Source organism: Halomonas shengliensis, from assembly GCF_900104135.1.
Classification (GTDB): Bacteria; Pseudomonadota; Gammaproteobacteria; order Pseudomonadales; family Halomonadaceae; genus Halomonas; species Halomonas shengliensis.
The window spans coordinates 13,037-34,762 of the sequence record NZ_FNIV01000001.1; the positions used below are offsets into that span (position 1 = coordinate 13,037).

The 21,726-nt window shown below is 71.5% G+C and carries 20 protein-coding genes and 1 tRNA gene; 12 read left to right on the forward strand and 9 right to left on the reverse strand.

The window, feature by feature from the left end:
- Positions 1 to 183 precede the first annotated feature (183 nt).
- The 4 genes from BLP95_RS00080 to BLP95_RS00095 all read left to right on the forward strand — a co-directional run bounded on the left by BLP95_RS00080 (position 184) and on the right by BLP95_RS00095 (position 5,019).
- Positions 184 to 705, forward strand: a complete 522-nt coding sequence (locus tag BLP95_RS00080) for a retropepsin-like aspartic protease family protein (RefSeq protein ID WP_089676168.1) — start codon at positions 184 to 186, stop codon at positions 703 to 705.
- Between the two features lie 12 nt (positions 706 to 717).
- Positions 718 to 2,424 (forward strand): VRR-NUC domain-containing protein, encoded by a 1,707-nt coding sequence (locus tag BLP95_RS00085; protein ID WP_089676169.1) that lies wholly within the window; start codon positions 718 to 720, stop codon positions 2,422 to 2,424.
- Positions 2,425 to 2,429: 5 nt separating this feature from the next.
- Complete coding sequence (locus tag BLP95_RS00090; protein ID WP_089676843.1) at positions 2,430 to 4,736, forward strand: ATP-dependent DNA helicase; 2,307 nt, start codon at positions 2,430 to 2,432, stop codon at positions 4,734 to 4,736.
- Positions 4,737 to 4,839: 103 nt separating this feature from the next.
- Positions 4,840 to 5,019: a PLDc N-terminal domain-containing protein gene (locus tag BLP95_RS00095; RefSeq protein WP_089676170.1), complete on the forward strand. Its 180-nt coding sequence runs from the start codon at positions 4,840 to 4,842 to the stop codon at positions 5,017 to 5,019.
- 63 nt (positions 5,020 to 5,082) lie between these two features.
- Here BLP95_RS00095 and BLP95_RS00100 read toward each other — a convergent pair whose 3' ends face one another.
- Positions 5,083 to 5,295: a DUF3565 domain-containing protein gene (locus BLP95_RS00100; RefSeq protein ID WP_089676171.1), complete on the reverse strand. Its 213-nt coding sequence runs from the start codon at positions 5,293 to 5,295 to the stop codon at positions 5,083 to 5,085.
- Positions 5,296 to 5,642: 347 nt separating this feature from the next.
- On the opposite strand from BLP95_RS00100, the gene BLP95_RS00105 reads away from it, so the two are divergent.
- Entirely contained in the window at positions 5,643 to 6,356 is a 714-nt protein-coding gene (locus BLP95_RS00105) for a winged helix-turn-helix domain-containing protein (RefSeq protein ID WP_089676172.1), read from the forward strand.
- 3 nt (positions 6,357 to 6,359) lie between these two features.
- Positions 6,360 to 7,988 carry an ATP-binding protein gene (locus BLP95_RS00110; RefSeq protein WP_089676173.1) on the forward strand — a complete coding sequence of 543 codons (1,629 nt, stop codon included), beginning with the start codon at positions 6,360 to 6,362 and terminating at the stop codon, positions 7,986 to 7,988.
- Here BLP95_RS00110 and BLP95_RS00115 read toward each other — a convergent pair.
- Positions 7,975 to 8,889, reverse strand: coding sequence for a LysR family transcriptional regulator (locus tag BLP95_RS00115; protein WP_089676174.1), 915 nt, complete (start codon positions 8,887 to 8,889; stop codon positions 7,975 to 7,977). The two genes, BLP95_RS00110 and BLP95_RS00115, sit on opposite strands and share 14 nt — an antisense overlap.
- Before the next feature lie 101 nt (positions 8,890 to 8,990).
- On the opposite strand from BLP95_RS00115, the gene metE reads away from it, so the two are divergent.
- From metE to BLP95_RS00130, 3 genes are all read left to right on the forward strand, one after another.
- Positions 8,991 to 11,291, forward strand: coding sequence for a 5-methyltetrahydropteroyltriglutamate--homocysteine S-methyltransferase (metE, locus tag BLP95_RS00120; protein ID WP_089676175.1), 2,301 nt, complete (start codon positions 8,991 to 8,993; stop codon positions 11,289 to 11,291).
- A gap of 274 nt (positions 11,292 to 11,565) precedes the next feature.
- On the forward strand, positions 11,566 to 12,261 hold the full coding sequence (locus BLP95_RS00125; RefSeq protein WP_089676176.1) for a COG3650 family protein: 696 nt from the start codon (positions 11,566 to 11,568) through the stop codon (positions 12,259 to 12,261).
- Positions 12,262 to 12,366: 105 nt separating this feature from the next.
- The gene (locus BLP95_RS00130; protein WP_023007421.1) at positions 12,367 to 12,975 is read left to right on the forward strand and encodes an FMN-dependent NADH-azoreductase; all 609 of its coding nucleotides are present in this window, start codon (positions 12,367 to 12,369) and stop codon (positions 12,973 to 12,975) included.
- Positions 12,976 to 13,053: 78 nt separating this feature from the next.
- Here BLP95_RS00130 and BLP95_RS00135 read toward each other — a convergent pair whose 3' ends face one another.
- The gene (locus BLP95_RS00135; RefSeq protein WP_089676177.1) at positions 13,054 to 14,121 is read right to left on the reverse strand and encodes a metal-dependent hydrolase; all 1,068 of its coding nucleotides are present in this window, start codon (positions 14,119 to 14,121) and stop codon (positions 13,054 to 13,056) included.
- An 82-nt stretch (positions 14,122 to 14,203) separates the two neighbouring features.
- Complete coding sequence (locus tag BLP95_RS00140) at positions 14,204 to 14,740, reverse strand: DNA-3-methyladenine glycosylase I (RefSeq protein ID WP_089676178.1); 537 nt, start codon at positions 14,738 to 14,740, stop codon at positions 14,204 to 14,206.
- Positions 14,741 to 14,834: 94 nt separating this feature from the next.
- Here BLP95_RS00140 and BLP95_RS00145 point away from each other — a divergent pair, with 94 nt between their 5' ends.
- Both BLP95_RS00145 and BLP95_RS00150 read left to right on the forward strand, forming a co-directional pair.
- A complete protein-coding gene (locus tag BLP95_RS00145; protein ID WP_089676179.1) occupies positions 14,835 to 15,275 on the forward strand; it encodes a VOC family protein in 441 nt (146 codons plus the stop codon).
- Entirely contained in the window at positions 15,269 to 15,727 is a 459-nt protein-coding gene (locus BLP95_RS00150; protein ID WP_089676180.1) for an META domain-containing protein, read from the forward strand. The genes BLP95_RS00145 and BLP95_RS00150 overlap by 7 nt, the downstream gene beginning before the upstream one ends.
- Before the next feature lie 87 nt (positions 15,728 to 15,814).
- On the opposite strand, the gene secF is transcribed toward BLP95_RS00150, so the two are convergent.
- The 5 genes from secF to queA all read right to left on the reverse strand — a co-directional run bounded on the left by secF (position 15,815) and on the right by queA (position 21,355).
- Positions 15,815 to 16,738, reverse strand: coding sequence for a protein translocase subunit SecF (secF, locus tag BLP95_RS00155; RefSeq protein WP_089676181.1), 924 nt, complete (start codon positions 16,736 to 16,738; stop codon positions 15,815 to 15,817).
- Between the two features lie 9 nt (positions 16,739 to 16,747).
- A complete protein-coding gene (gene secD, locus BLP95_RS00160; RefSeq protein ID WP_089676182.1) occupies positions 16,748 to 18,598 on the reverse strand; it encodes a protein translocase subunit SecD in 1,851 nt (616 codons plus the stop codon).
- A gap of 128 nt (positions 18,599 to 18,726) precedes the next feature.
- Positions 18,727 to 19,059 carry a preprotein translocase subunit YajC gene (yajC, locus tag BLP95_RS00165; protein WP_089676183.1) on the reverse strand — a complete coding sequence of 111 codons (333 nt, stop codon included), beginning with the start codon at positions 19,057 to 19,059 and terminating at the stop codon, positions 18,727 to 18,729.
- A 99-nt stretch (positions 19,060 to 19,158) separates the two neighbouring features.
- Entirely contained in the window at positions 19,159 to 20,277 is a 1,119-nt protein-coding gene (gene tgt / locus BLP95_RS00170; RefSeq protein ID WP_218118512.1) for a tRNA guanosine(34) transglycosylase Tgt, read from the reverse strand.
- A 43-nt stretch (positions 20,278 to 20,320) separates the two neighbouring features.
- Positions 20,321 to 21,355, reverse strand: coding sequence for a tRNA preQ1(34) S-adenosylmethionine ribosyltransferase-isomerase QueA (gene queA, locus BLP95_RS00175; protein ID WP_089676185.1), 1,035 nt, complete (start codon positions 21,353 to 21,355; stop codon positions 20,321 to 20,323).
- 138 nt (positions 21,356 to 21,493) lie between these two features.
- On the opposite strand from queA, the gene BLP95_RS00180 reads away from it, so the two are divergent.
- A tRNA-Leu gene (locus tag BLP95_RS00180) sits at positions 21,494 to 21,580 on the forward strand.
- The last annotated feature ends 146 nt before the right edge of the window (positions 21,581 to 21,726 follow it).

The window sequence follows — 21,726 nt, forward strand, 5'->3', positions numbered from 1 at the left end:
CCTCGTCCCGCCAGGCCTACTTCGTGCGCTTCGGCCTCGGCAATACCATGACCCCCGACGACCTGGCCCGGCGCCGGATGGTGGTGCTGCTCGGCGTGGCGCCCATGAAGCCGGGCGAGTTCATGCTGCTGCGCCTGGTGCTGCCGGCCGGGCCGGGCTGGCCCGAGAGGATAGGAGGAGGCGATGAGCGACGAGGGCAGGGCGGTGCGGCGCACCGGGATCGGCATGATGCTGCTGTTCTGGCTGCTGTTCATCGCCACCGGCACCTGGTGGTTCCACGGCTACGTGGAGCGCCAGCGCAACCCCAACAGCCACCTGGTCAGCGCCGTGGCAGAGGGCGAGCCGCTGGTGCTGGAGCGCAGTCGCGGCGGCCACTTCGTGGCCACCGGGCGCATCAACGGCGAGCCGGTGGAGTTCCTGGTGGATACCGGCGCCACCTACGTGTCGCTGCCCCGGGAGATGGCCGAGCGGCTGGGGCTCGAGGCCACCGGCAGCGCCTGGTTCAACACCGCCAACGGGCGGGTGCGCGGCGCTCTCACCACCCTCGACGAGGTCAGCCTGGGCGGCTACGTGGCCCGCGACGTGCGTGGCTCCATCAGTTCGGGCCTCGAGGGCGACACCGCCCTGCTGGGCATGAGTTTCCTCAACCACTTCGATATCCGCATCCGCGATGCGCGCATGGTGCTGACGCCCGCCGAGGGCTGATACCATGGCGCCATGAACCGTCCCGCCGCGGTCGCCGCCTCCCTCGACGACCCCTTCTACTACCTGCTGAACTTCGAGTTCGTGCTGGCCTGGGTGGCCGAGCGCCACGGCGACCTGCTCGGCGAGGCGGAGCACGCCTTCCTCGCCGCCTTCGCCGACCTGCCGCGGCCCGCCCGGGCGCTGCTGGTGCGCATGGTGATGCGCAAGGGCGAGCACTTCCGCCCCTCGCGGCTCGCCTACCCCGAGATCGACGCCGAGGCCGGCGACACCGCGGCAGCGCTGGTGCCGCTGGTGGCGGCCGGCCTGGTGGAGGAGGCGCCACCTCTCGACCTCGAGACCCTCTTCGCCCAGCTGCGCCTCCCCGAGCTGCGCCAGGCCCTGGCCGACGAGATCCGCGCCGCCGGCCTGCCCGCCGGTGCCGGCAAGGCGGTGCTGCGCGAGGCGCTGCTGGCCCGGGACGCGTCGCCGCGGCCGCTGGCCGATTGGTGGCCCGGGGCCCCGGAGGGGGTGGTACGCCTGGCGGTGATGGCCACCTGCGACCGCCTGCGGCTGATGTTCTTCGGCAACCTGCGCCAGGACTGGTCGGAGTTCGTGCTCGCCGAGCTGGGGCACCAGCGCTTCGAGGCGGTGCCCTTCGGCGTCGACGCCCGCGCCTTCCGCCGCCGCGAGGAGGTGGACGCCTACCTGGCGCTGCACCACCTGCGCGGCCGCCTGGAGGAGGGCGAGGCGCCGGACCTGCTGGCCGCGGCGCTGCCGGAGCGGCCTACCAACACCTGGCTGGCGTCGCGCCACGCCCGGCTCTGCCTGGCCCTGGGACGCCAGGCGGAGCGCCAGGGCGAGGGGACGCTGGCGCTGTCGCTCTATGGCCGCGCCGGCTGGCCGGCCCCCGCGGCGAGCGGCGAGGGGCGCATCCGCCTGCTGCGCCTGGCCGAGCGGCGCGGCGAGACGCGCAAGGCGCTGGCCCTGGCCGAGCCCCTGGCCCGGCTCACCCGCGACGAGGCCGAGGCCCAGGCGCTCGACCGGCTGCTGCCGCGGCTGCGTCGCCGGCTGGGCCTGCCGCCCCGGGCGATCAGCGCCGAGCCGAGCCCCGAACGCTTTAGCCTGCGCCTGCCCGGCCCCGCCTGGGTCGAGGGCGCGGTGCGCGACCACCTGCACCGCGAGGCGGCGCCGGTCCACTACGTCGAGAACACCCTGATCACCGGGCTCTTCGGCCTGCTCTGCTGGGAGGCGCTCTTCGCGCCGCTGCCCGGGGCCTTCTTCCACCCCTTCCAGTCCGGGCCCGCCGACCTCTACCGCGAGGACTTCGTGGCGCGCCGACGGGGGCGCTTCGACGCCTGCCTGGCGCGCCTCGAGGCGGGGACGCATCGCGCGGCCATCCTCGCCGCCTGGCGCGACAAGCAGGGGCTGGCCAACCCCTTCGTGCACTGGGGCGCGCTCTCCGAGGCGCTGCTGGCGCAGGCCCTGGCCTGCATCCCGCCGGCCCACCTGCATGCCTGCTTCGAGCGCCTGCTGGGTGACCTGCGCGCCAACCGTGCCGGCCTGCCGGACCTGGTCCAGTTCCTCCCCGAGGCCCCGGCGGGGGAGCCCCGCTACCGGCTGATCGAGGTCAAGGGGCCGGGCGATCGCCTGCAGGACAACCAGCGCCGCTGGCTGGCCTTCTTCCGGCGCCACGGCATCCCCGCGGCGGTGTGCCAGCTGAGCTGGGAGGAGGCCGCGTGAGCGCCGTGCCGGGGCTCAGGGTCGCGGTGCGCACCCTGTGCGACGTCACCGCCCGGGAGGGCGACCTGGACCACCGCTTCACCCCCTCGCCCAGCGCCCGGGAGGGCCAGGAGGGGCATCGCGAGGTGGCGCGCCGCCGCGGCGCCGGCTACCTGGCCGAGCTGCCGCTTTCCGGCGAGGTGGCGGGGATTGCGGTGAGCGGGCGCGCCGACGGCTATGACCCGGCGGCCAACCGCCTGGAGGAGGTCAAGACCCACCGCGGCGAGCTTTCGCGGCTGGCCGCCAACCAGCGCGCCCTGCACCGCGCCCAGCTGCGCAGCTACGGTGCCCTGCTGTGCGCCGAGCGCGGGCTCGACACGCTGGAGCTGGCGCTGGTCTACCTGGAGGTGGGCAGCGGCCGCGAGACGCGGGTGAGCGAGCAGGCCACGGCGTCCGAGCTGATGGCGGAGCTCACCGAGCGCTGCGCGCGCTATCGTGCCTGGGCCGAGCGTGAGGCGCGCCACCGCGCCGCCCGCGACGCGGCCCTCGAGGCCCTCGCCTTCCCCTTCGACGACTTCCGCCCCGGCCAGCGCCCCTTGGCGGAGGCGTGCTACCGGGCCGCGGCCACCGGCCGGGTGCTGCTGGCCCAGGCGCCCACCGGCATCGGCAAGACCCTGGGTACCCTCTTCCCGCTGCTCAAGGCGATGCCGCGCCACGGCCTGGACCGCCTCGCCTTCCTGACCATGAAGACCCCGGGGCGCCGCCTGGCGCTGGAAGCCCTGGCCCGGCTCGGCGCCGCGTCCCCCTCCGGGGAGGGCGGCATGGCGCTGCGGGTGCTGGAGCTGACCGCCCGCGACAAGGCCTGCGAGTACCCCGGGCGCGCCTGCCACGGCGAGGCCTGCCCCCTGGCTGCGGGCTTCTACGACCGCTTGCCGGCGGCGCGCGAGGCGGCCGCCGAGCGGCGCTGGCTCGACCGCGAGGCGCTGCGCGCGCTGGCCGCCGAGCACGGCGTCTGCCCCTACTACCTGGGCCAGGAGATGGCGCGCTGGAGCGACGTGACGGTGGGCGACGTCAACCACTGGTTCGACGACCACGCCCTGCTCCACGGCCTGGCCCGGGAGAACGGCTGGCGGGTCGGCCTGCTGGTGGACGAGGCCCACAACCTGGTGGGCCGGGCGCGCGGCATGTACAGCGTCAGCCTGCGCCAGCGCGATCTGGCACGGCTGCGCCGCTCGGCCCCGGCCGTGCTCAAGGCACCGCTGGGGCGCCTGCAGCGGCACTGGCAGGCCCTGGTGCGCGAGGCGGGGCTCAGCGAGGCGGGTGCGCCGGGACGCCCCGCCTGGCGGCGGCTGGAGGCGCTGCCCGGCGGCCTTCTCGGCGTGCTGCAGGGGCTCGCCGGGGCGCTCACCGAGGCGCTGGGCGAGCGCCCGGAGCTCGGTGTCGAGTGGCAGGAGCTGCTGTTCGAGACCCTGGCCTTCACGCGCCTGGCGGAGCGCTTCGGCGACCATACCCTGTGCGAGCTGACCCGCGAGGGGCGGGGCAGGGCGCGGCTGGCGCTGCGCAACCTGATCCCGGCGGACTTCCTCGCCCCGCGCTTCGCCGCGGCCCACAGCACGGTGCTGTTCTCCGCCACCCTGGGGCCGCCGGACTACCAGCGCGACCTGCTGGGGCTGCCCGCCGACAGCGTGTGGCGCGAGATGCCGTCGCCCTTCGCCGCCGACCAGCTCGAGCTGCGCATCCGCGCCGACCTCTCCACCCGGCTGCGCGACCGCGAGGCGTCGCTTTCGCCCATCGGCGAGGCGATCGCCGCCCAGTACACGCGCCGCCCCGGCCTCTACCTGGCCTTCTTCAGCAGCTTCGCCTACCTGGAGGCGGCCTTCGCCCGCTTCACCGCCACGCATCCCGGGATCCCCGCCTGGGCCCAGCATCGCGGCATGGCCGAGGCCGAGCGCGACGCCTTCCTGGCCCGCTTCACCGAGGATGGCCGCGGCATCGGCTTCGCGGTGCTCGGCGGCGCCTTCGGCGAGGGGATCGACCTCCCCGGCGAGCGGCTGGTGGGGGCCTTCGTCGCCACCCTGGGGCTGCCGCCGGCCGACCCGGTCAACGAGGTGCTCAAGGCGCGCCTGCAGGCACGCTTCGGGCGCGGCGACGAGTACGCCTACCGGGTGCCGGGGCTGGTCAAGGTGGTACAGGCCGCCGGCCGCGTGATCCGCGGGCCCGAGGACCGCGGCACCCTGCTGCTGCTGGACGACCGCTTCGCCCGCCCCGAGGTGCGCCGGCAGCTGCCGGGGTGGTGGGGCGAGCCGGCCATCGAACCGGCACCGACAGGCTGAGCGAGGCCTGTCGCGGTCGGGAGACGGTTGGTTCGCCGCCGGGGCCTGTGCTACCTATGGAGGGGCAAGGCATTCGAGGCAAACGGCAACAAGGAGGTGCACGATGGGTATCGAAGTGACCGGGCTGCTCGGCCTGATCTGGCTGATCATCATCATCTGGGCCATCGTCAAGGTGGCCAAGAGCTCGGCCGGTGGCCTGGCCAAGCTGATCTGGATCCTGGTGCTGCTGTTCTTCCCGCTGGTGGGGCTGATCGTGTGGTTCCTGTTCGGTCCCAAGGGGTAGCGATGCCTTCGGCGTGAGCCGCCTGGCCAGCCTTCGGGCCACCCTCGGGTGGCCCGAAGGCGTTCAGGGGGGCGGGTTGTCACGGGGCTCGCCGCGGTCGCACTTCACGCACCGAAGTTCCAGGCCCAGGCGCGAGCGTCGCCCCGCGTCGCTGGTCACCCAGGGGCGCTCGACCCAGGGCGGCTGGTGGCGCACATGCTGGTTATGGCCGCAGGCAAGCTCGGCCACCCAGTGCCCCTCCTCGTCACGGTGGTAGCCGACGATGGGCTGGCGCATGGCGCTCAGCGGCGCCTGTCGGGCGCCCGGTAATGGCCGGGAACGATCACCCGCTCGCCGTCCGGGCCGGTGCGCACGTGGGTGGGGACGTAGACGCGGGTGATGACACTCTTCTCCATGCGGGGACCTCCACTGCCACGCCTCGCGACGGCGAGGCACACAACCAGTGTGGCGCGGTGTCCCGGGTCCGACAATACCTCCGCCGGGCTATCCCCGGGGTTATCTCGGGGAGCACGCTGTCGCCGGACACCGACGGGCAGGCGGCGGCCGCGTTTTCGGGTATCCTTCAGGAAATGGCGGTGCACCGCACGGTGCGCCTTCCACCGACCCAGGGAGACGACGCGAGGATGGACGATAGCCTGCTGCCCCATGATCAGGACCACGTGCTGATCATCGAGGACGACCAGCGCCTGGCCGAGCTGACCCGGGACTACCTGGAGGCCAATGGCTTCCGGGTGACCCTGGAGGCCGATGGCGCCCGCGGGGTCGAGCGGATCCTCTCCCTGCAGCCCGACCTGGTGATCCTCGACCTGATGCTGCCGGGCGAGGATGGCCTGTCGATCTGCCGCCGGGTGCGCGACGACTACCCCGGGCCGATCCTGATGCTCACCGCGCGCACCGACGACATGGACCAGGTGCTGGGCCTGGAGATGGGGGCCGACGACTACGTGGCCAAGCCGGTGCAGCCGCGGGTGCTGCTGGCGCGCATGCGCGCGCTGCTGCGCCGCGCCGAGATCGGCGAGGGCAGTGGCGAGACCCGCCTCACCTTCGACACCCTGGAGATCGACAACGCCACCCGCGAGGCGTGGCTGGCCGGCGAGCGCATCGAGCTCACCAGCGCCGAGTTCGACCTGCTCTGGCTGCTGGCCAGCAACGCCGGCCGGGTGCTGACCCGCGAGGAGATCTTCTCCCAGCTGCGCGGCATCAAGTACGACGGCCAGGACCGCTCCATCGACGTGCGCGTGTCGCGCATCCGCCCCAAGATCGGCGACGACCCCAACCAGCCGCACCGCATCAAGACGGTGCGCAGCAAGGGCTACCTCTTCGTCAGGGACGGCTGAACCATGCGTCGGGTCCTCGCCGACAGCACCTTCCTGCGCGTCTACCTGCTGCTGGCGCTGGCCCTGCTGCTGACCTTCGGTCTGGCCCTGCTGGGCCTGGCGCTGGTCGACCAGGTACGCCGCGAGGCGCACCGCGAGCAGCTCGCCGAGGCGCCCATGCGGCTGCTCGCCGCCCGCCTTGCCACCCTGCCTGCCAGTGCCCACGACGATTGGCTGGATGCCCAGAGCCGGCGCCTGGACATGACCGCCGGCGTGCTGCCGCTGGAGGAGGCGGCACCAGGCTACTTCGCCCGCCTGCGCCTGGAGCGGGGACGGGTGCTGGTCGAACCCCGCGAGGAGACCGGCTGGCGGCTGCAGTCGCTGCTGCCCGGCGGTGAGCGGCTGCTGCGGGTCGAGCTCACCAACCTCAGCGAACACCAGCTGCGCGGGCTGACCGAGCTGCTCGGCGAGTGGCTGGCGGGCGTGCCCGCCGAGGCCCGCCAGGCCCGGCTCGAGCGCCTGGCCGAGGGGCGCCTGCCGATCCGCCTGCAGGAGGCGCCGCCCAACGGGCTCGACGACCACCAGCTGAGGCGGCTCTCCAATGGCGAGGTGGTGATCCAGCTGCTCCCCGGGCGCTGGTCGGTGGCGATCTACCTGGCGCTGCGCGAGCGCAGCGGCGACGCCAGCTGGCTGGTGGTGGGGCCGGTCTCCGCCTTCGAGCCGATGCCCGGCTCGCTGCAGCTGCTGCTGGTGCTGGTGCTGCTGGCGGTGCTGGGGGTGACCATCTACCTGATCGTGCGCGGCGTGGAGGCGCGCATGGTGCGCCTGGAGCAGGCCGCCTCGCGGATCGCCGCGGGTCGCCTCGACACCCGGGTCAAGGTGGAGAGTGCCGACTTCGTGGGCCGCCTGGGCATGGCGCTCAACGGCATGGCTGCCCAGGTGCAGTCGCTGCTGCGCGCCCAGCAGGACATGATCCGTGCCGTCTCCCACGAGCTGCGCACCCCGGTGGCACGCATCCGCTTCGCGGTGCAGATGGTCGAGGACATGACCGCGGACCCGGGGGTGCGCCGGCAGCTGCAGGGGGTCGACGCCGATATCGAGGAGCTCGACGGGCTGATCGACGAGATCCTCACCTATGCCCGGCTGGGCAGCGAGGCGGTCGACGGCCGCGAGATGAACGCCGAGCAGGTCGACTGTCGCGACCTGGCACGCCGTGTCATCGAGGCGCTCAGCCCGCTCCACCCGCAGCTCACTCTGAGCCTGGCTGAGGGCGGCGAGGTGGAGGCGCTGGCCGAGCCGCGCTACCTGCAGCGTGCCGTGCAGAACCTGGTGGCCAACGCCTGCCGCCACGCCCACTCGCGGGTGAGGATCCGCGTCAGGGGCGAGCTCGCCCTGGTGCGCATCGACGTGGAGGACGATGGCCCCGGGGTGGCGGTGGCCGATCGCCAGACCATCTTCAAGCCCTTCGCCCGCCTCGACGACAGCCGCACCCGCAGCGCCGGCGGCTACGGCCTGGGGCTCTCCATCGTGCAGAAGGTGATGAGCTGGCACGGCGGCAGCGTCGGGGTGGACGACAGCCCCGAACTCGGTGGCGCGCGCTTCACCCTGCTGCTGCCGCGGCGCGGCGAGGACGCCCGTCTCACGCCGGCCTGATGCCGTCCAGCACCGCGAAGGAGGTCTCCCGGGCGGTGCGCAGGAAGTCCTCCATCCAGGGGGCGCTGCGAGTCTCCTCGCGGATCGCCGCGAACAGCGTGCTCCATACCCCCTTCTCCCCCAAGGCCACCGCCTTGACGTAGTCGCGCTCCAGGTACTCGGTCAGCGCCCAGTTGGGCAGCGCGCAGACGCCGCGCCCGCTGGCCACCAGCTGCATCATCATGATGGTCAGCTCGGCGGTGCGCACCTCCTTCGGTTGCACCCCCGCCGGGTCGAGGAACTGGGTGAAGACATCCAGCCGCGAGTGCTCCACCGGGTAGGTGATCAGGGTCTCCTCGGCCAGCGCCTCGGGGGTGACGAAGGGCTTGCCGGCCAGCGGGTGCTGGCGCGCCACCGCCAAGAGCCCCTCGTAGCGGAACAGCGGCTCGTAGTGCACCCCCGGCAACGATTGGGGGTCGGCGGTGATCACCAGGTCGAGCTGCTCGCGGGCCAGCGCCGGCAACGGGTCGAAGTGGTGGCCGCCGGGGATGTCGATCTCCACCTCCGGCCAGTGGTCGCGGAAGTGATCCACCGTGGGCATCAGCCACTGGAAGCAGCTGTGACACTCGATCGCCATGTGCAGACGCCCCTGCTCGTTGCCGGCCAGGCGCGCCAGGTCGCGCTCGGCCATGCGCACCTGGGGCAGCACCTGTTCGGCCAGGGTCAGCAGCCGCTGGCCGGCGCGGGTGAACTCCACCGGCCGGGTCTTGCGCACGAACAGCGGGCTGCCCAGGCGCTCCTCCAGGTCCTTGATCTGGTGGGAGAGGGCGGACTGGGTCAGGTGCACGCGCTCCGCCGCCTCCACCAGGGAGCCGGCGTCGCGCAGGGCGATCAGGGTACGGAGGTGTCGCAGCTCGAGCATGGGTGAGTCGCTTTCATTTTGAAGATTAGGAAGTTTAGTTTGATTCACTCCCCTTGGCCAGCCAGACTCCCCTGAATCGTTCATGCAGAAGGGGTTTGATCATGACATTGGCTCATATTTCTGGCTATCCACGCATCGGCGCCGACCGCGAGCTCAAGCGTGCCGTGGAGACCTACTGGCGCGGCGAGCTCGACCGCGAGGGGCTGGAGGCGGTGGGCCGAGAGCTGCGTGCCCGGCACTGGGCTGCGCAGCGCGAGGCGGGGCTCGACCTGGTGACGGTGGGCGACTTCGCCTTCTACGACCAGGTGCTCGACCTCTCGGTGGCCCTGGGGGCGGTGCCGCCACGCTTCGCCGCCGAGGCCGAGGTGGCCGCCGGCGAGGTGGACCTGGACACCGCCTTCCGCATGGCCCGGGGCCGGGCCCCCTCGGGGGCACCCGCCGCGGCCTGCGAGATGACCAAGTACTTCGATACCAACTACCACTACCTGGTGCCGGAGCTGCACGCGGGCCAGGCCTTCCGCCTGGCCGCCACGCGCCTGTTCGACCAGGTGGATGAGGCGCTGGCCGCCGGTTACCCGGTCAAGGTCACCCTGCTCGGCCCGCTGACCTGGCTGTGGCTCGGCAAGGAGAAGGGCGAGGTCGCCTTCGACCGGCTCTCGCTGCTGGACGCCCTGCTGCCGGTCTACGGCGAGCTGCTCGCCCGCCTGGCGGCGCAGGGGGTGGACTGGGTGCAGCTCGACGAGCCGGCACTGGTGCAGGAGCTGCCGCCCGCCTGGCGACAGGCCTATGAGGCCGCCTACAGCGTGCTCGCCCGCGCTCCACTGAAGCTGCTGCTGGCCACCTACTTCGGCGGCCTGGGCGACAACCTGGGGCTGGCCGCCTCGCTGCCCACCGACGGGCTGCATATCGATGCCGTGCGTGCCCCCGGCGAGCTCGAGGCCGTGCTCGACCGCCTGCCCGCCTACAAGGTGCTCTCGGTAGGGGCGATCGACGGGCGCAACGTGTGGCGCGCCGACCTGGCCCTGCTGCGCGAGCGCCTGGCCGAGGCGCGCCTGCGCCTCGGCGAGCGGCTGTGGATCGCCCCCTCCTGCTCGCTGCTGCACGTGCCGGTGGATCTGGAGCGGGAGACCGAACTGGATCCCGAGCTCAGGCGCTGGCTCGCCTTCGCCCGCCAGAAGCTCGACGAGACGGTGACCCTGGCGCGTCTGCTCGACGGCCGCGCCACCGCGGTTGACCACGAGCGGCTGGCGGATGCCACCGCGGCCCTGCAGGCCCGCCGCGACTCGACCCGCCTGCACCGTCCCGAGGTGGCCGACCGCCTGGCCGGGGTGGAGCCGACGGACCAAGAGCGCGCCAGCCCCTACCCGCGGCGGGCCCTGGCCCAGCGCCGGGCCCTGGACCTGCCGCTCTTTCCCACCACCACCATCGGCTCCTTCCCCCAGACCGACGCCATCCGCGGGGCGCGGCGTGCCTTCAAGGCCGGCGAGCTCGACCGCGACGCCTACGAGGCGCGCATGGAGGAGGAGATCGCCCACGCCGTGGCGCGCCAGGAGGCGCTGGGCCTCGACATGCCGGTGCACGGCGAGGCGGAGCGCAACGACATGGTGGAGTACTTCGGCGAGCGGCTCGACGGCTACGCCTTCACCCGCTTCGGCTGGGTGCAGAGCTACGGCTCGCGCTGCGTCAAGCCGCCGGTGATCGTCGGTGACGTCAGCCGGCCGGGGCCGATGACGGTGCGCTGGAGCGAGTATGCCCAGTCGCTGACCGAGCGCCCCATGAAGGGCATGCTGACCGGTCCCGTGACCCTGCTGCAGTGGGCCTTCGTGCGCGACGACCAGCCCCGCGAGACCACCTGCCGCCAGATCGCCCTGGCCCTGCGCGACGAGGTGGCCGACCTCGAGGCCGCCGGCATCCGCGCCATCCAGATCGACGAGCCGGCACTGCGCGAGGGGCTGCCGCTGCGGCGCAGCGAGTGGGCCGGCTATCTCGACTGGGCGGTCGCCTGCTTCCGCCTGGCCGCCTCGGGGGTGCGCGACGCGACCCAGATCCACACCCACATGTGCTATTCGGAGTTCAACGACATCATCGAGGCGATCGCCGCCCTGGATGCCGACGTCATCACCATCGAGACCTCGCGCTCGGACATGGAGCTGCTCGACGCCTTCCGCGACTTCGCCTATCCCAACGAGATCGGCCCCGGCGTCTACGACATCCACTCGCCCAACGTGCCCGAGGTCGACGCCATGGTGAGGCTGCTGGTGCGGGCGGCCGAGCGCATCCCCGCCGAACGGCTGTGGGTCAACCCCGACTGCGGTCTCAAGACGCGGCGCTGGGAGGAGGTGGAGCCGGCGCTGGCCAACATGGTGGCGGCCGCGCGCGAGCTGCGGCGACGCTTCGGCTGAGCGTTCCTGCAGCCATGCGGGGCTATCGCAGAGGGAAGCACCGCTCAAGGCTCTCCCGGCGACAGGCCTGTTCGGGGGCGCTGTGAACCCCTCCCTGGGCGCTACCGATGCCTTCCCTGGCATAGGACCCCCACCACGACCTGTCCCCGGCGCCTTTCGCTATCGCCGCATGACTAACTGCGATTGCCCTGGGTGCCATGGCTAGGTGGCGCCGGCGGGCGGCGGGAGCTGCTATGCTCGGGGCCATCGGATCTCGCTCATGCAAGGAGTCGCCATGTCCCGCCCGCTCGCCCCCGTCCTGTTCGGCGCCGCCCTGCTGCTGGGGGGCTGTGCCAGCGCCCCCGCGCCGATCACCCCGACCGGCCAGGCCCCGCTGCTGCCCTCGACTCTCTTCCCCGGCGAGGCGGAGGCCTTCACCGCCTGGCGCTGCACCCCGGACCAGGCGCTGGTCACCGCCGCCGGCGAGGAGGAGCTGCGACTGTGGTCGGCCCACGGCGCCTGGCGGCTGACTCCCGCCGTGGTGGCCAGCGGAGCGCGCTTCGAGCAGGGCGAGCTGAGCTTCTGGAACAAGGGGGAGGAGGCCGTCGTCGAGTCGCCTCGCGGGCGCCTGGAGTGCCAGGCCCGCCTGCGCCGCCAGGCGCTGACCCGCGAGCAGCGCCCCGGGGTGATGTTCCACGCGCGGGGCAACGAGCCGGGCTGGATGGCGAGCCTCGCCCACGACCGCCCCGAGGTCACCCTGACCCTCGACTACGGCAGCCGCGAGCAGACCCTGCCCTACCGGGTGACGACCCTCGACAATGAGGCGGGGCGGGTGATCCTGGCCAGCGGCCGAGGCGACACCCCCTTCACGCTGCGCATCGAGGCCGGCGCCTGCCTCGACGACATGAGCGGCGAGCCCTTCCCGGCGCGGGTGACCCTCAGCGTCGACGGGGAGCAGTATCGGGGCTGTGGCCAGGGGATTGCTCCCTGATTTTCGTTTTTATCGAATATTGAAGGCGGATATTTGCGCTTTTCGTGGCAAATAATCCAACTATCATGGCGATTATCCTTCCATGCCTGATCCAAGGAGGTCGCCATGACCACTCGTGTCCTCGTGCTTACCGCTTCCATCCTCGCCGAGAACGGCCAGTCCAAGGGGCTGGCCGAGCACTTCATCGCCCGCGCCGCGTCCCGTGACGGCGTCGAGGTCACCCATCGCGACCTGGTGGCCGAGGAGCTGCCGCACCTGGGGCTGGCCGAGCTGGGCAGCTGGCAGGTGGCGGCCGAGGAGCGCAGCGACGAGCAGCGCGCGCTGGCCGCCCGCTCCGACGTCCTGCTCGCCGAGCTGCGCGGCCACGACGTCGTGGTGCTGGGGGTGCCGATGTACAACCTGGGGATCCCCAGCCAGCTCAAGGCGTGGTTCGACCGGGTGATGCGTGCCGGCGAGACCTTCCGCTACACCGAGAACGGCCCCCAGGGCCTGGTGGAGGGCAAGCGCGCGGTGATCCTGGCGGCCCGTGGCGGCCAGTACGCCGGCACCGAGAAGGACACCCAGACCCCTCACCTCAAGCTGATGCTGGGCATGATGGGGATCACCGAGGTGGATACCGTCTTCGCCGAGGGGCTCAACATGGGCGAGTCGCATCGCGAGGCGGCGCTCAAGGAGGCCCGCCAGGCCATCGATGGCCTGGTGGAGCGCCTGTAAGGCGACACCAGCCGAGCCACGGCAACGCAGCGGGGCGGCCCAAGGGCCGCCCCGTTGCTTGTGTTGCCCGGTGCTGGCTCAGCAGCCCTCGGGCGCCTCCCGCAGCCAGCCGGCGGCGACGAAGTCGCTGGTGCACAGTGCCGGGCTCGGGGTCAGGATGCGCCCGGCGAGGCGCGTCAGCGCCTCGCGGTTGCCGCGGGACGGCGCCGGGAGCTGGCGGGAGGTCGCCACCGGCCGCCATGCCTCCCCGTCGCGGATCGCCAGGTCGAAGGCGAAGGGGTGGAATCCCGGGAAGCCCAGGCGCAGGTCGGTGGCCACCAGGGTCTCCCGGCCGTCGATCTCACGGCTCTCGTAGCGCAGGAAGGGGCCGGCGAACCACGCCAGGCGCCGGCCGCGATCGGTTTCCAGTGCCGCCGCCTCGAGCTCGGCGCCGCGGCGGTAGGTCTCCACCGTCGGCGGGGTGTCGCCGTCCAGCACGCCCACCAGCAGCTCGTGGTGGTCGTCACCCGCCACCACCGTGGCCCGCCACAGCAGGATGTTGAAGGGGGTGGGCTGGAGCAGTCGCGGGCTCGCCTCGAGGCCGCGCTCGGCCAGCACCGGTTCGAGACGCGCCTCCACCAGCTGCTTGGCGCCGAAGGCCAGCACCAGGTAGGCGCCCGCCAGCGCCAGCCCCCGGGCCGGGGCGCGCTGGCCGTTGCCGGTGACCAGGGCCACCCCGATCCCCACCAGCAGCGGCAGCGTGACCAGCGGGTCGATGATGAAGACGATGGGGTAGGCGGCGGGGCGCACGTCCAGCGGCCACCAGATCTGGGTGCCGTAGGTGGTCAGGGCGTCGAGCAGCGGGTGGGTGAGCAGGCAGAGGCCGAAGAAGGTCGCCCAGCGCCCCGCGGTGATGTCCCGGGCCGGGGCGAGGCGCCTCGCCAGCAGGGTGAGCAGCGCGGCCAGCTCCGTCAGCACGAACAGCGAGTGGGAGAAGCCGCGATGCTCGGTGACGTTGGCCACGGCGTCGCCGTAGTCGATCACCACGTCGAGGTCGGGGAGGGTGCCGAGCGCGGCGCCGATCAGCACGGCCTTGCGGCCCAGGCGGCGGCCGAGCACGGCGCCCCCCACCGCGGCGCCCAGCGCCGCCTGGGTCAGGGAATCCATGGTCGAGGTGTCCTCGTGGTCGGGGTCTGATCTGGGATGCCTGACGGCGGCGAGGGTTCCCCCGGCCGCCCGGCTGGCGGCATCAGCGGCGTGTCCAGGGCGGCGAGGCGGCGAGGATGCGCGCCTGCACCGGGCAGTCGTCGCGGTGGGCGCCGGGCAGGTAGCCGGTGCTCATCAGGAACTCGCCGACGATCTCCGGGCCGGTGAAGCGGAAGGTGCGCCGGAAGCGCCGCACCCACTCCTCATGGGGCAGGGGATGGTGGTGGTCGAGCCAGGCGTGGAAGCTGCCGTGGGTCTCTTGGAGCTCGAGGATGACCGAGGCGTTGTGGATCACCGCGTCGACCTTGCGCCGGTTGCGGATGATGCCGGCGTCCGCCAGCAGCCGCGCGCGCTCGGCCTCACCGTAGGCCGCCACCCGCTCGATGGCGAAGCCCTCGAAGGCGCGCCGGAAGGCCTCACGCTTCTTGAGCACGGTGAGCCAGGAGAGCCCTGCCTGGTTGATCTCGAGGGCCAGACGCTCGAACAGGGCGTCGTCGCCCGCGACCGGGAAGCCGTACTCGTGGTCATGGTAGGGGCCATGAAACGGATGCCCCGGGGCCAGGTCACAGTAGTCGCTCATGCCGGGGTCTCTCTGGCCATTCCGTGTTCCTCCTCGGCGGGTTTACACTGCCCGTCACGCTACACGACTCACGCCACACGACAAGGAGTTCGATATGCAGTACCTGCACACCATGGTGCGCGTCAGTGACCTGGACGCCTCGCTGCACTTCTACTGCGACCTGCTGGGCCTTCGCGAGGTGCGTCGCAAGGAGAACGACAAGGGGCGCTTCACCCTGATCTTCCTCGCCGCCCCCGACGACGAGGGACGCTCCGCGGAGCTCCAGGCCCCGGAGCTCGAGCTGACCTGGAACTGGGACCCCGAGGAGTACACCGGGGGGCGCAACTTCGGCCACCTGGCCTACCGGGTGGAGGACATCTATGCCCTGTGCGAGAAGCTCCAGAACGCCGGGGTGACCATCAACCGGCCTCCCCGTGACGGCCACATGGCCTTCGTCAGGAGCCCCGACGGCATCTCCGTGGAGCTCCTGCAGAAGGGCGAGGCACAGGCGCCCCGCGAACCCTGGGCCTCCATGGAGAACACCGGCACATGGTAAGGCCATCGGTACTCCATCGCTCCCGCCCGCTGCTGGCGCTTGCCGCCGCCGTGCTGCTCGCCGCCTGTGCCGGCCGCACCCCGGCCCCCGAGTCGCCCACCGCCGAAGGCCTGGAGGGGCCGGTGGTGGGACAGCGCTGGAACCTGCTGCTGGTCGGCACCAGCGAGCGGCTCGCGATGCCCGAGACGCCCTGGTTCGAGGTGAGCCGCGACGGACGCCTGGTGGGCAGCGACGGCTGCAACGCGATGGGCGGCCGGGTGCGCCTGGGCGACAACCAGCGCATCGAGGTCAGCGAGCTGGCCACCACCCGGCGCGGCTGTCCGCAGCTGGAAGACGCCGCCCGGGTGACCGGGATGCTGGAGACCGCCTACCGCTACCTGATCGACCACGACCGCCTGGTGTTCTTCGGCCCCGACCAGCGCGTGCTGGGGGGCTGGCGCGAGGCCAACTGAGCCTCGCGCCAACCGCGCTCCGGCACGACAGCGCCCCCGTCGAAGCCTCGGCGGGGGCGCTGTCGTTGCGCGGTCCGGGGGTGCCGCTCAGGGCAGCTCCTCGGCCTCCGGGTCTTCTTTCTTCGCCGGGATCAGGTCCTCGCGCTCCAGCTTCACCGCCAGCAGCAGGGCCGCGGCCACGTAGATGGAGGAGAAGGTACCGACCACCACGCCGATGATCAGGGCGATGGAGAAGCCTTCGATCATGTCGCCGCCCAGCAGCAGCAGGGCGATCAGCACCAGCAGGGTGGTGCCGGAGGTGGCCAGGGTGCGCGACAGCGTCTGGTTGAGCGACTCGTTGAAGATTGCCGCCATGTCGTCGATGCGTGACTTGCGGATGTTCTCGCGGATGCGGTCGTAGACCACGATGGTGTCGTTGAGCGAGTAGCCGATCACCGCCAGCACCGCGGCCAGCACCGTGAGGTCGAACTCGATCTGGAACAGCGAGAAGATGCCCACCACGATGATCACGTCGTGCAGCAGCGCCAGCAGCGCGCCGATGGCGAACTTGTACTGGAAGCGGAAGGCGACGTAGAGCATCACGATGCCCAGCGCCACCAGCAGGCCGAGGCCGGACTGGTCGCGCAGCTGGTCGCCCACCTGGGCGCCGACGAACTCGGCGCGCACCAGGGTGACCTCCTCGCCGCCGCGGCGCAGCAGCTCCACCACGCGGTCGCCGACGTCGGCGTCGAAGGCCTGCTGCAGGCGGATCAGCACCTCGTTGGCGGCGCCGAAGGTCTGCACCGAGACATCACGGAACTCGGCGGCCTCCAGGGTCTGGCGCACGGCATCCAGGGAGGGCGCCACGGCGTAGCGCACCTCCACCAGGGTGCCGCCGGTGAAGTCCAGCCCCAGGCTGAGCTGCTGGAACAGCAGCGAGACGATCGACGCCAGGATCAGCAGGCCGGAGATCGCGAAGGCGACCTTGCGCTTGCCCATGAAGTCGAGCTGTCGATTGGCCAGGCTTTTCATGCTCACCTCTTATATCCAGAGCTTCTTGACCGGCTTGCCGCCGTAGACGAGGTTCACCATCGCACGGGTCACCAGCAGGGCGGTGAACAGCGAGGTGAGGATCCCCAGCGACAGGGTCACGGCGAAGCCCTTGACCGGCCCGGTGCCGATCGAGAACAGGATCACCGCCACCAGCAGGGTGGTGATGTTGGCGTCGATGATGGAGCTGAAGGCGCGCTCGTAGCCGGCGTGGATCGCCTGCTGCACCGAGAGTCCGGTGCGCAGCTCCTCCCGGATGCGCTCGAAGATCAGCACGTTGGCGTCCACCGCCATGCCCAGGGTCAGCACGATGCCGGCGATGCCGGGCAGGGTGAGGGTGGCGCCCAGCAGCGACATGGCCGCCACCAGCAGGGTCAGGTTGAGCGCCAGGGCGATGTTGGCGAAGACGCCGAACACCTTGTAGCGGATCAGCATGAACAGCACCACCAGCAGCAGGCCGATCTGCACCGACATCACCCCGCGCTGGATGTTCTCGGCCCCCAGGCTCGGGCCGATGGTGCGCTCCTGGGCGAAGTAGATGGGGGCGGCGAGCGAGCCTGAGCGCAGCAGCAGGGCCAGCTCGGCGGCCTCGGTGGGGGAGTCCAGGCCGGTGATGCGGAAGCTGTTGCCCAGCGCGCTCTGGATGGTGGCCAGGCTGATGATGCCGCGCTCGGTGTAGGGCTCGCGGACGATGGTCTCCTCGCCGTCCACCGTCTCCACCCGGTCGCGGGTCTTGTGCTCGATGTAGATCACCGCCATGTTGCGGCCGATGTTGGTGCGGGTGGCGCGGTTCATCAGGGTGCCGCCGGTACCGTCCAGGTTGATGTTGACCTGGGGGCGGCCGTTCTCGTCGAAGCTGCGGCTGGCGTTGGAGACCTGGTCGCCGGTGATGATCACGTCGCGCATCAGGTCGGCGTCGCGCGAGGGGGTGTTGCGGAACGGCAGCGTCTCGGTCTCGCTCTCCGGGGTGTCGGGGCGCGCCTCGAGGCGGAACTCCAGGTTGGCGGTGGCGCCGACGATGCGCTTGGCCTCGGCGGTATCCTGCACGCCGGGCAGCTCCACCACGATGCGGTCCGGCCCCTGGCGCTGTACCAGCGGCTCCGCCACGCCCAGCTCGTTCACCCGGTTGCGCAGGGTGGTGAGGTTCTGGTTGATGGCGTAGTCCTGGATCTCGTCGACCGCCTGGTCGGTGAGGGTCATGGCCAGCTCGGCGCCGCGGCCGTCGCCCTGGTTCTGGTACTGGAAGTCGGGGAACTCGCGGCTGATCAGGCTGCGGGCGGTGTCGCGGTCCTCGGCGTCGGTGAAGGTCAGCGTCAGGGTGCGCCCGTCGATGTCGGTGTCGCGGTAGCGGATGCGCTCGTCGCGCAGCAGCTCGCGCATGGCGCTGGCGTTGACCTCCAGGCGCTGGCTCACGGCGGCCTGCATGTCCACCTCGAGCAGGAAGTGCACGCCGCCGCGCAGATCGAGGCCCAGGGTCATGGGCGAGGCGGAGAGGGCCTGCAGCCACTCGGGGGTCGACTCGGCGAGGTTCAGGGCCACCACGTAGTCGTCGCCGAGCATGGCGGCGACGCGGTCGCGGGCGGCCAGCTGGGCATCGGGGGTCTCCAGGCGCAGCAGGGTGCTGGTCTCGCTGCGCTCCACGGCCTTGATGTCGATGCCGGCCTCGGTGAGCGAGCCGCGGATGCGCTCGAGCTGGCGCTCGTCGACGGTGGCGTCACCGCGCTCGCTGCTGATCTGGATCGCCGGATCCTCGGGGAAGAGGTTGGGCAGCGAGTAGACCAGGCCGACGAGGAGCACGATGAGGATCAGCAGGTACTTCCACAGGGGGTAACGGTTGAGCATGCGGGCTCGTCCCAGGTTGCTGACGAAGGGGAGCTGGCGCGATCACGCCACGACCGCCCCCGGCGAAGCCGGCGGCGGTCGTGAGTCGGCTCGCCGCGTGGTGCTGGCGAGGCCGGATTGGCCGCGGGTCAGATGGACTTGAGGGTGCCCTTGGGCAGCACCGCGGCCACGGCGTTCTTCTGCACGTTGACCTCGGTGCCCTCGGCGATCTGCATGGTCAGGAACTCGCTGTCGTCGCTGACCTTGGTGACGCGGCCCAGCATGCCGCCGCCGATGACGATCTCGTCACCCTTTGAGAGGCCGGCGATCAGCTGCTTGTGCTGCTTGGCACGCTTGGCCTGGGGGCGCCACAGCAGGAAGTAGAAGATGGCCACGAAGCCGACCAGCATGACGATCTGGGCGATGCCGCCGCCGGCGGGGGCGTCCTGGGCGTAGGCCGGCGCGATGAAGAAGTCCAGCATGGGTGGGAGTCTCCTGATTGGGATGGGTAAGGGGGTAGGCCGCCGCGTCGGGCGCCCTGGCGCGATGCCGTACCCTCGGATGGCGGCACCGCGCACGGATCAGTTCGGGGCGGGAGGCACCGGCAGGCCGCGCCGGGCATAGAAGCCTTCCACGAAGTTGGCCAATGTACCCGCTTCGATGGCACCGCGCAAACCGGCCATCAGGCGCTGATAGTGGCGCAGGTTGTGGATGGTGTTGAGCATCGAACCGAGCATCTCGCCGCAGCGATCCAGGTGGTGCAGGTAGGCCCGGGAGAAGTGCCGGCAGGTGTAGCAGTCGCACTCCGCCTCCAGCGGGCCGGTGTCGTGGCGGTGCCGGGCGTTGCGGATCTTCACCGTGCCCTCGGCGGTGAATAGGTGGCCGTTCCTCGCGTTGCGGGTCGGCATCACGCAGTCGAACATGTCGATGCCGCGGCGCACCCCCTCCACCAGGTCCTCGGGCTTGCCCACCCCCATCAGGTAGCGGGGGGTGTCCTCCGGCATCCAGGTGGGCAGATAGTCGAGCACCTTGATCATCTCCTCCTTGGGCTCGCCAACCGAGAGGCCGCCGATGGCCAGGCCATCGAAGCCGATCTCCATGAGCCCCTTCAGGGAGCGCTCGCGCAGCTCGGGATACATGCCGCCCTGGACGATGCCGAACAGCGCCGAGGGCGAGGCGCCGTGGGCCTCCCGGGAGCGGCTTGCCCAGCGCAGCGAGCGCTCCATGGAGAGCCGCGCCTCCTTCTCGGTGGCCGGGTACGGGGTGCACTCGTCGAAGATCATCACCACGTCGGAGCCCAGCGAGCGCTGCACCGCCATGGACTCTTCGGGACCCATGAACACCTTGGCGCCGTCCACCGGCGAGCGGAAGTGCACGCCCTGCTCGGTGATCTTGCGCATGGCGCCCAGCGAGAACACCTGGAAGCCGCCGGAGTCGGTGAGGATCGGCTTGTCCCACTGGGCGAAGTCGTGGAGGTCGCCGTGGGCCTCGATCACCTCCATGCCCGGGCGCAGCCACAGGTGGAAGGTGTTGCCGAGGATGATCTCGGCGCCGATCTCCTCCACGGAGGCCGGGGTCATGCCCTTGACGGTGCCGTAGGTGCCCACCGGCATGAAGGCGGGGGTTTCCACCGTTCCGCGGGGAAAGGTGAGGCGGCCACGGCGCGCCCGGCCGTCGCTGGCCAGGCGCTCGAAGGTCATGAAGCAGTCGTTACGCATGATCGATCTCGGTGCCCCTTGCGGGTCAGGAAGGCTGGCGGGTGAGGAACATCGCATCGCCGTAGCTGAAGAAGGCGTAGCGTTCGGCCACCGCCTCGCGGTAGGCCGAAAGGGTGGTCTCGAAGCCGGCGAAGGAGGCCACCAGCATCAGCAGGGTGGATTCCGGCAGGTGGAAGTTGGTGATCAGGGCGTCCACGCAGCGCCACCGGTAGCCGGGGTAGATGAAGATATCGGTCTCGCCGCGGTAGGGGGCGATCTCGCCGTGCTCGTCGCTGGCGCTCTCCAGGCAGCGCACGCTGGTGGTGCCCACGGCGATCACCCGGCGCCCGGCGGCGCGGGCGGCGCGCACCTTCTCGCACACCGTTTCGTCCACCTCCAGCCACTCGCTGTGCATGACGTGCTCGCGGATATCGTCGGCCCGAACCGGCTGGAAGGTGCCGGCGCCCACGTGCAGGGTGACGAAGGCGCGCTCCACGCCCTTCTCGGCGAGCGCCTCGAGCAGCGGCTCATCGAAGTGCAGGCCGGCGGTGGGGGCGGCCACCGCGCCCTCGCGGCGGGCGTAGACGGTCTGGTAGCGCTCGCGGTCAGCCAACTCGTCCTCGCGGTCGATGTAGGGCGGCAGCGGCATATGGCCGTGGCGCTCCAGCAACTCGACCAGGGGCGTCTCGCCGAGGAAGCGCAGCTCGAACAGCGCCTCGCGGCGCCCCTCCACCACGGCGCGGATGCCGCCCTCGAACTCGAGCTCGGTGCCGGGCTTGGGCGACTTGCTCGAGCGCAGGTGGGCCAGGCCGCGGTGGGCGTCCAGCGGGCGCTCGAGCAGCATCTCCACCTTGCCGCCGCTGGCCTTGTGGCCGTGCAGGCGGGCCGGGATCACCCGGGTGTCGTTGAACACCAGCAGGTCGCCGGGCTCGAGCAGCTCGAGCAGGTCCGGGAAGCGGCGGTGGGTCAGGGTGCCGCTCGCCCCCTCCACGCACAGCAACCGGCAGTCGGTGCGCTGCTCGGAGGGGTAGCGGGCGATCAGCTCGTCGGGAAGCTCGAAATGGAAGTCGGCGCGCTGCATGGGCGGTATCGGGTCCGGTGGTGCGGGCAAGGGGGCGATGCCGGGAGCCGGCAAGCCGACTAGGATACCGCCTGGCGGACGTGAAGTCAGGCCCGCGATTGACCCGCGGTGGGGCCCACGTATAATGCTTCGCGCGTTGCCGGCGTGGCGGAATTGGTAGACGCAGCGGATTCAAAATCCGCCGGGTGCAAGCCCTTGTCGGTTCGAGTCCGACCGCCGGTACCAGCCCCCCTCTCTCATGACGACGGCCGCCTGCCATCCCCGAAGGCGGCCGTCGTCGTTTTCGCCGTTTTCCCTCGCTTCTGCGTTACTTATTGGGCAGGCCGGGTGTAGCAGTTTCCGCCTGTGCTTGTTTTCTTGCGCTCTGTTAT

Coding starts and splice junctions, on each gene's coding strand:
- BLP95_RS00080 (WP_089676168.1), top strand. CDS start 184: ATGAGCGACGAGGGCAGGGCGGTGCGGCGCACCGGGATCGGCATGATG.
- BLP95_RS00085 (WP_089676169.1), top strand. CDS start 718: ATGAACCGTCCCGCCGCGGTCGCCGCCTCCCTCGACGACCCCTTCTAC.
- BLP95_RS00095 (WP_089676170.1), top strand. CDS start 4,840: ATGGGTATCGAAGTGACCGGGCTGCTCGGCCTGATCTGGCTGATCATC.
- BLP95_RS00100 (WP_089676171.1), bottom strand. CDS start 5,295: ATGCGCCAGCCCATCGTCGGCTACCACCGTGACGAGGAGGGGCACTGG.
- BLP95_RS00105 (WP_089676172.1), top strand. CDS start 5,643: ATGGACGATAGCCTGCTGCCCCATGATCAGGACCACGTGCTGATCATC.
- BLP95_RS00110 (WP_089676173.1), top strand. CDS start 6,360: ATGCGTCGGGTCCTCGCCGACAGCACCTTCCTGCGCGTCTACCTGCTG.
- BLP95_RS00115 (WP_089676174.1), bottom strand. CDS start 8,889: ATGCTCGAGCTGCGACACCTCCGTACCCTGATCGCCCTGCGCGACGCC.
- metE (WP_089676175.1), top strand. CDS start 8,991: ATGACATTGGCTCATATTTCTGGCTATCCACGCATCGGCGCCGACCGC.
- BLP95_RS00125 (WP_089676176.1), top strand. CDS start 11,566: ATGTCCCGCCCGCTCGCCCCCGTCCTGTTCGGCGCCGCCCTGCTGCTG.
- BLP95_RS00130 (WP_023007421.1), top strand. CDS start 12,367: ATGACCACTCGTGTCCTCGTGCTTACCGCTTCCATCCTCGCCGAGAAC.
- BLP95_RS00135 (WP_089676177.1), bottom strand. CDS start 14,121: ATGGATTCCCTGACCCAGGCGGCGCTGGGCGCCGCGGTGGGGGGCGCC.
- BLP95_RS00140 (WP_089676178.1), bottom strand. CDS start 14,740: ATGAGCGACTACTGTGACCTGGCCCCGGGGCATCCGTTTCATGGCCCC.
- BLP95_RS00145 (WP_089676179.1), top strand. CDS start 14,835: ATGCAGTACCTGCACACCATGGTGCGCGTCAGTGACCTGGACGCCTCG.
- BLP95_RS00150 (WP_089676180.1), top strand. CDS start 15,269: ATGGTAAGGCCATCGGTACTCCATCGCTCCCGCCCGCTGCTGGCGCTT.
- secF (WP_089676181.1), bottom strand. CDS start 16,738: ATGAAAAGCCTGGCCAATCGACAGCTCGACTTCATGGGCAAGCGCAAG.
- secD (WP_089676182.1), bottom strand. CDS start 18,598: ATGCTCAACCGTTACCCCCTGTGGAAGTACCTGCTGATCCTCATCGTG.
- yajC (WP_089676183.1), bottom strand. CDS start 19,059: ATGCTGGACTTCTTCATCGCGCCGGCCTACGCCCAGGACGCCCCCGCC.
- tgt (WP_218118512.1), bottom strand. CDS start 20,277: ATGACCTTCGAGCGCCTGGCCAGCGACGGCCGGGCGCGCCGTGGCCGC.
- queA (WP_089676185.1), bottom strand. CDS start 21,355: ATGCAGCGCGCCGACTTCCATTTCGAGCTTCCCGACGAGCTGATCGCC.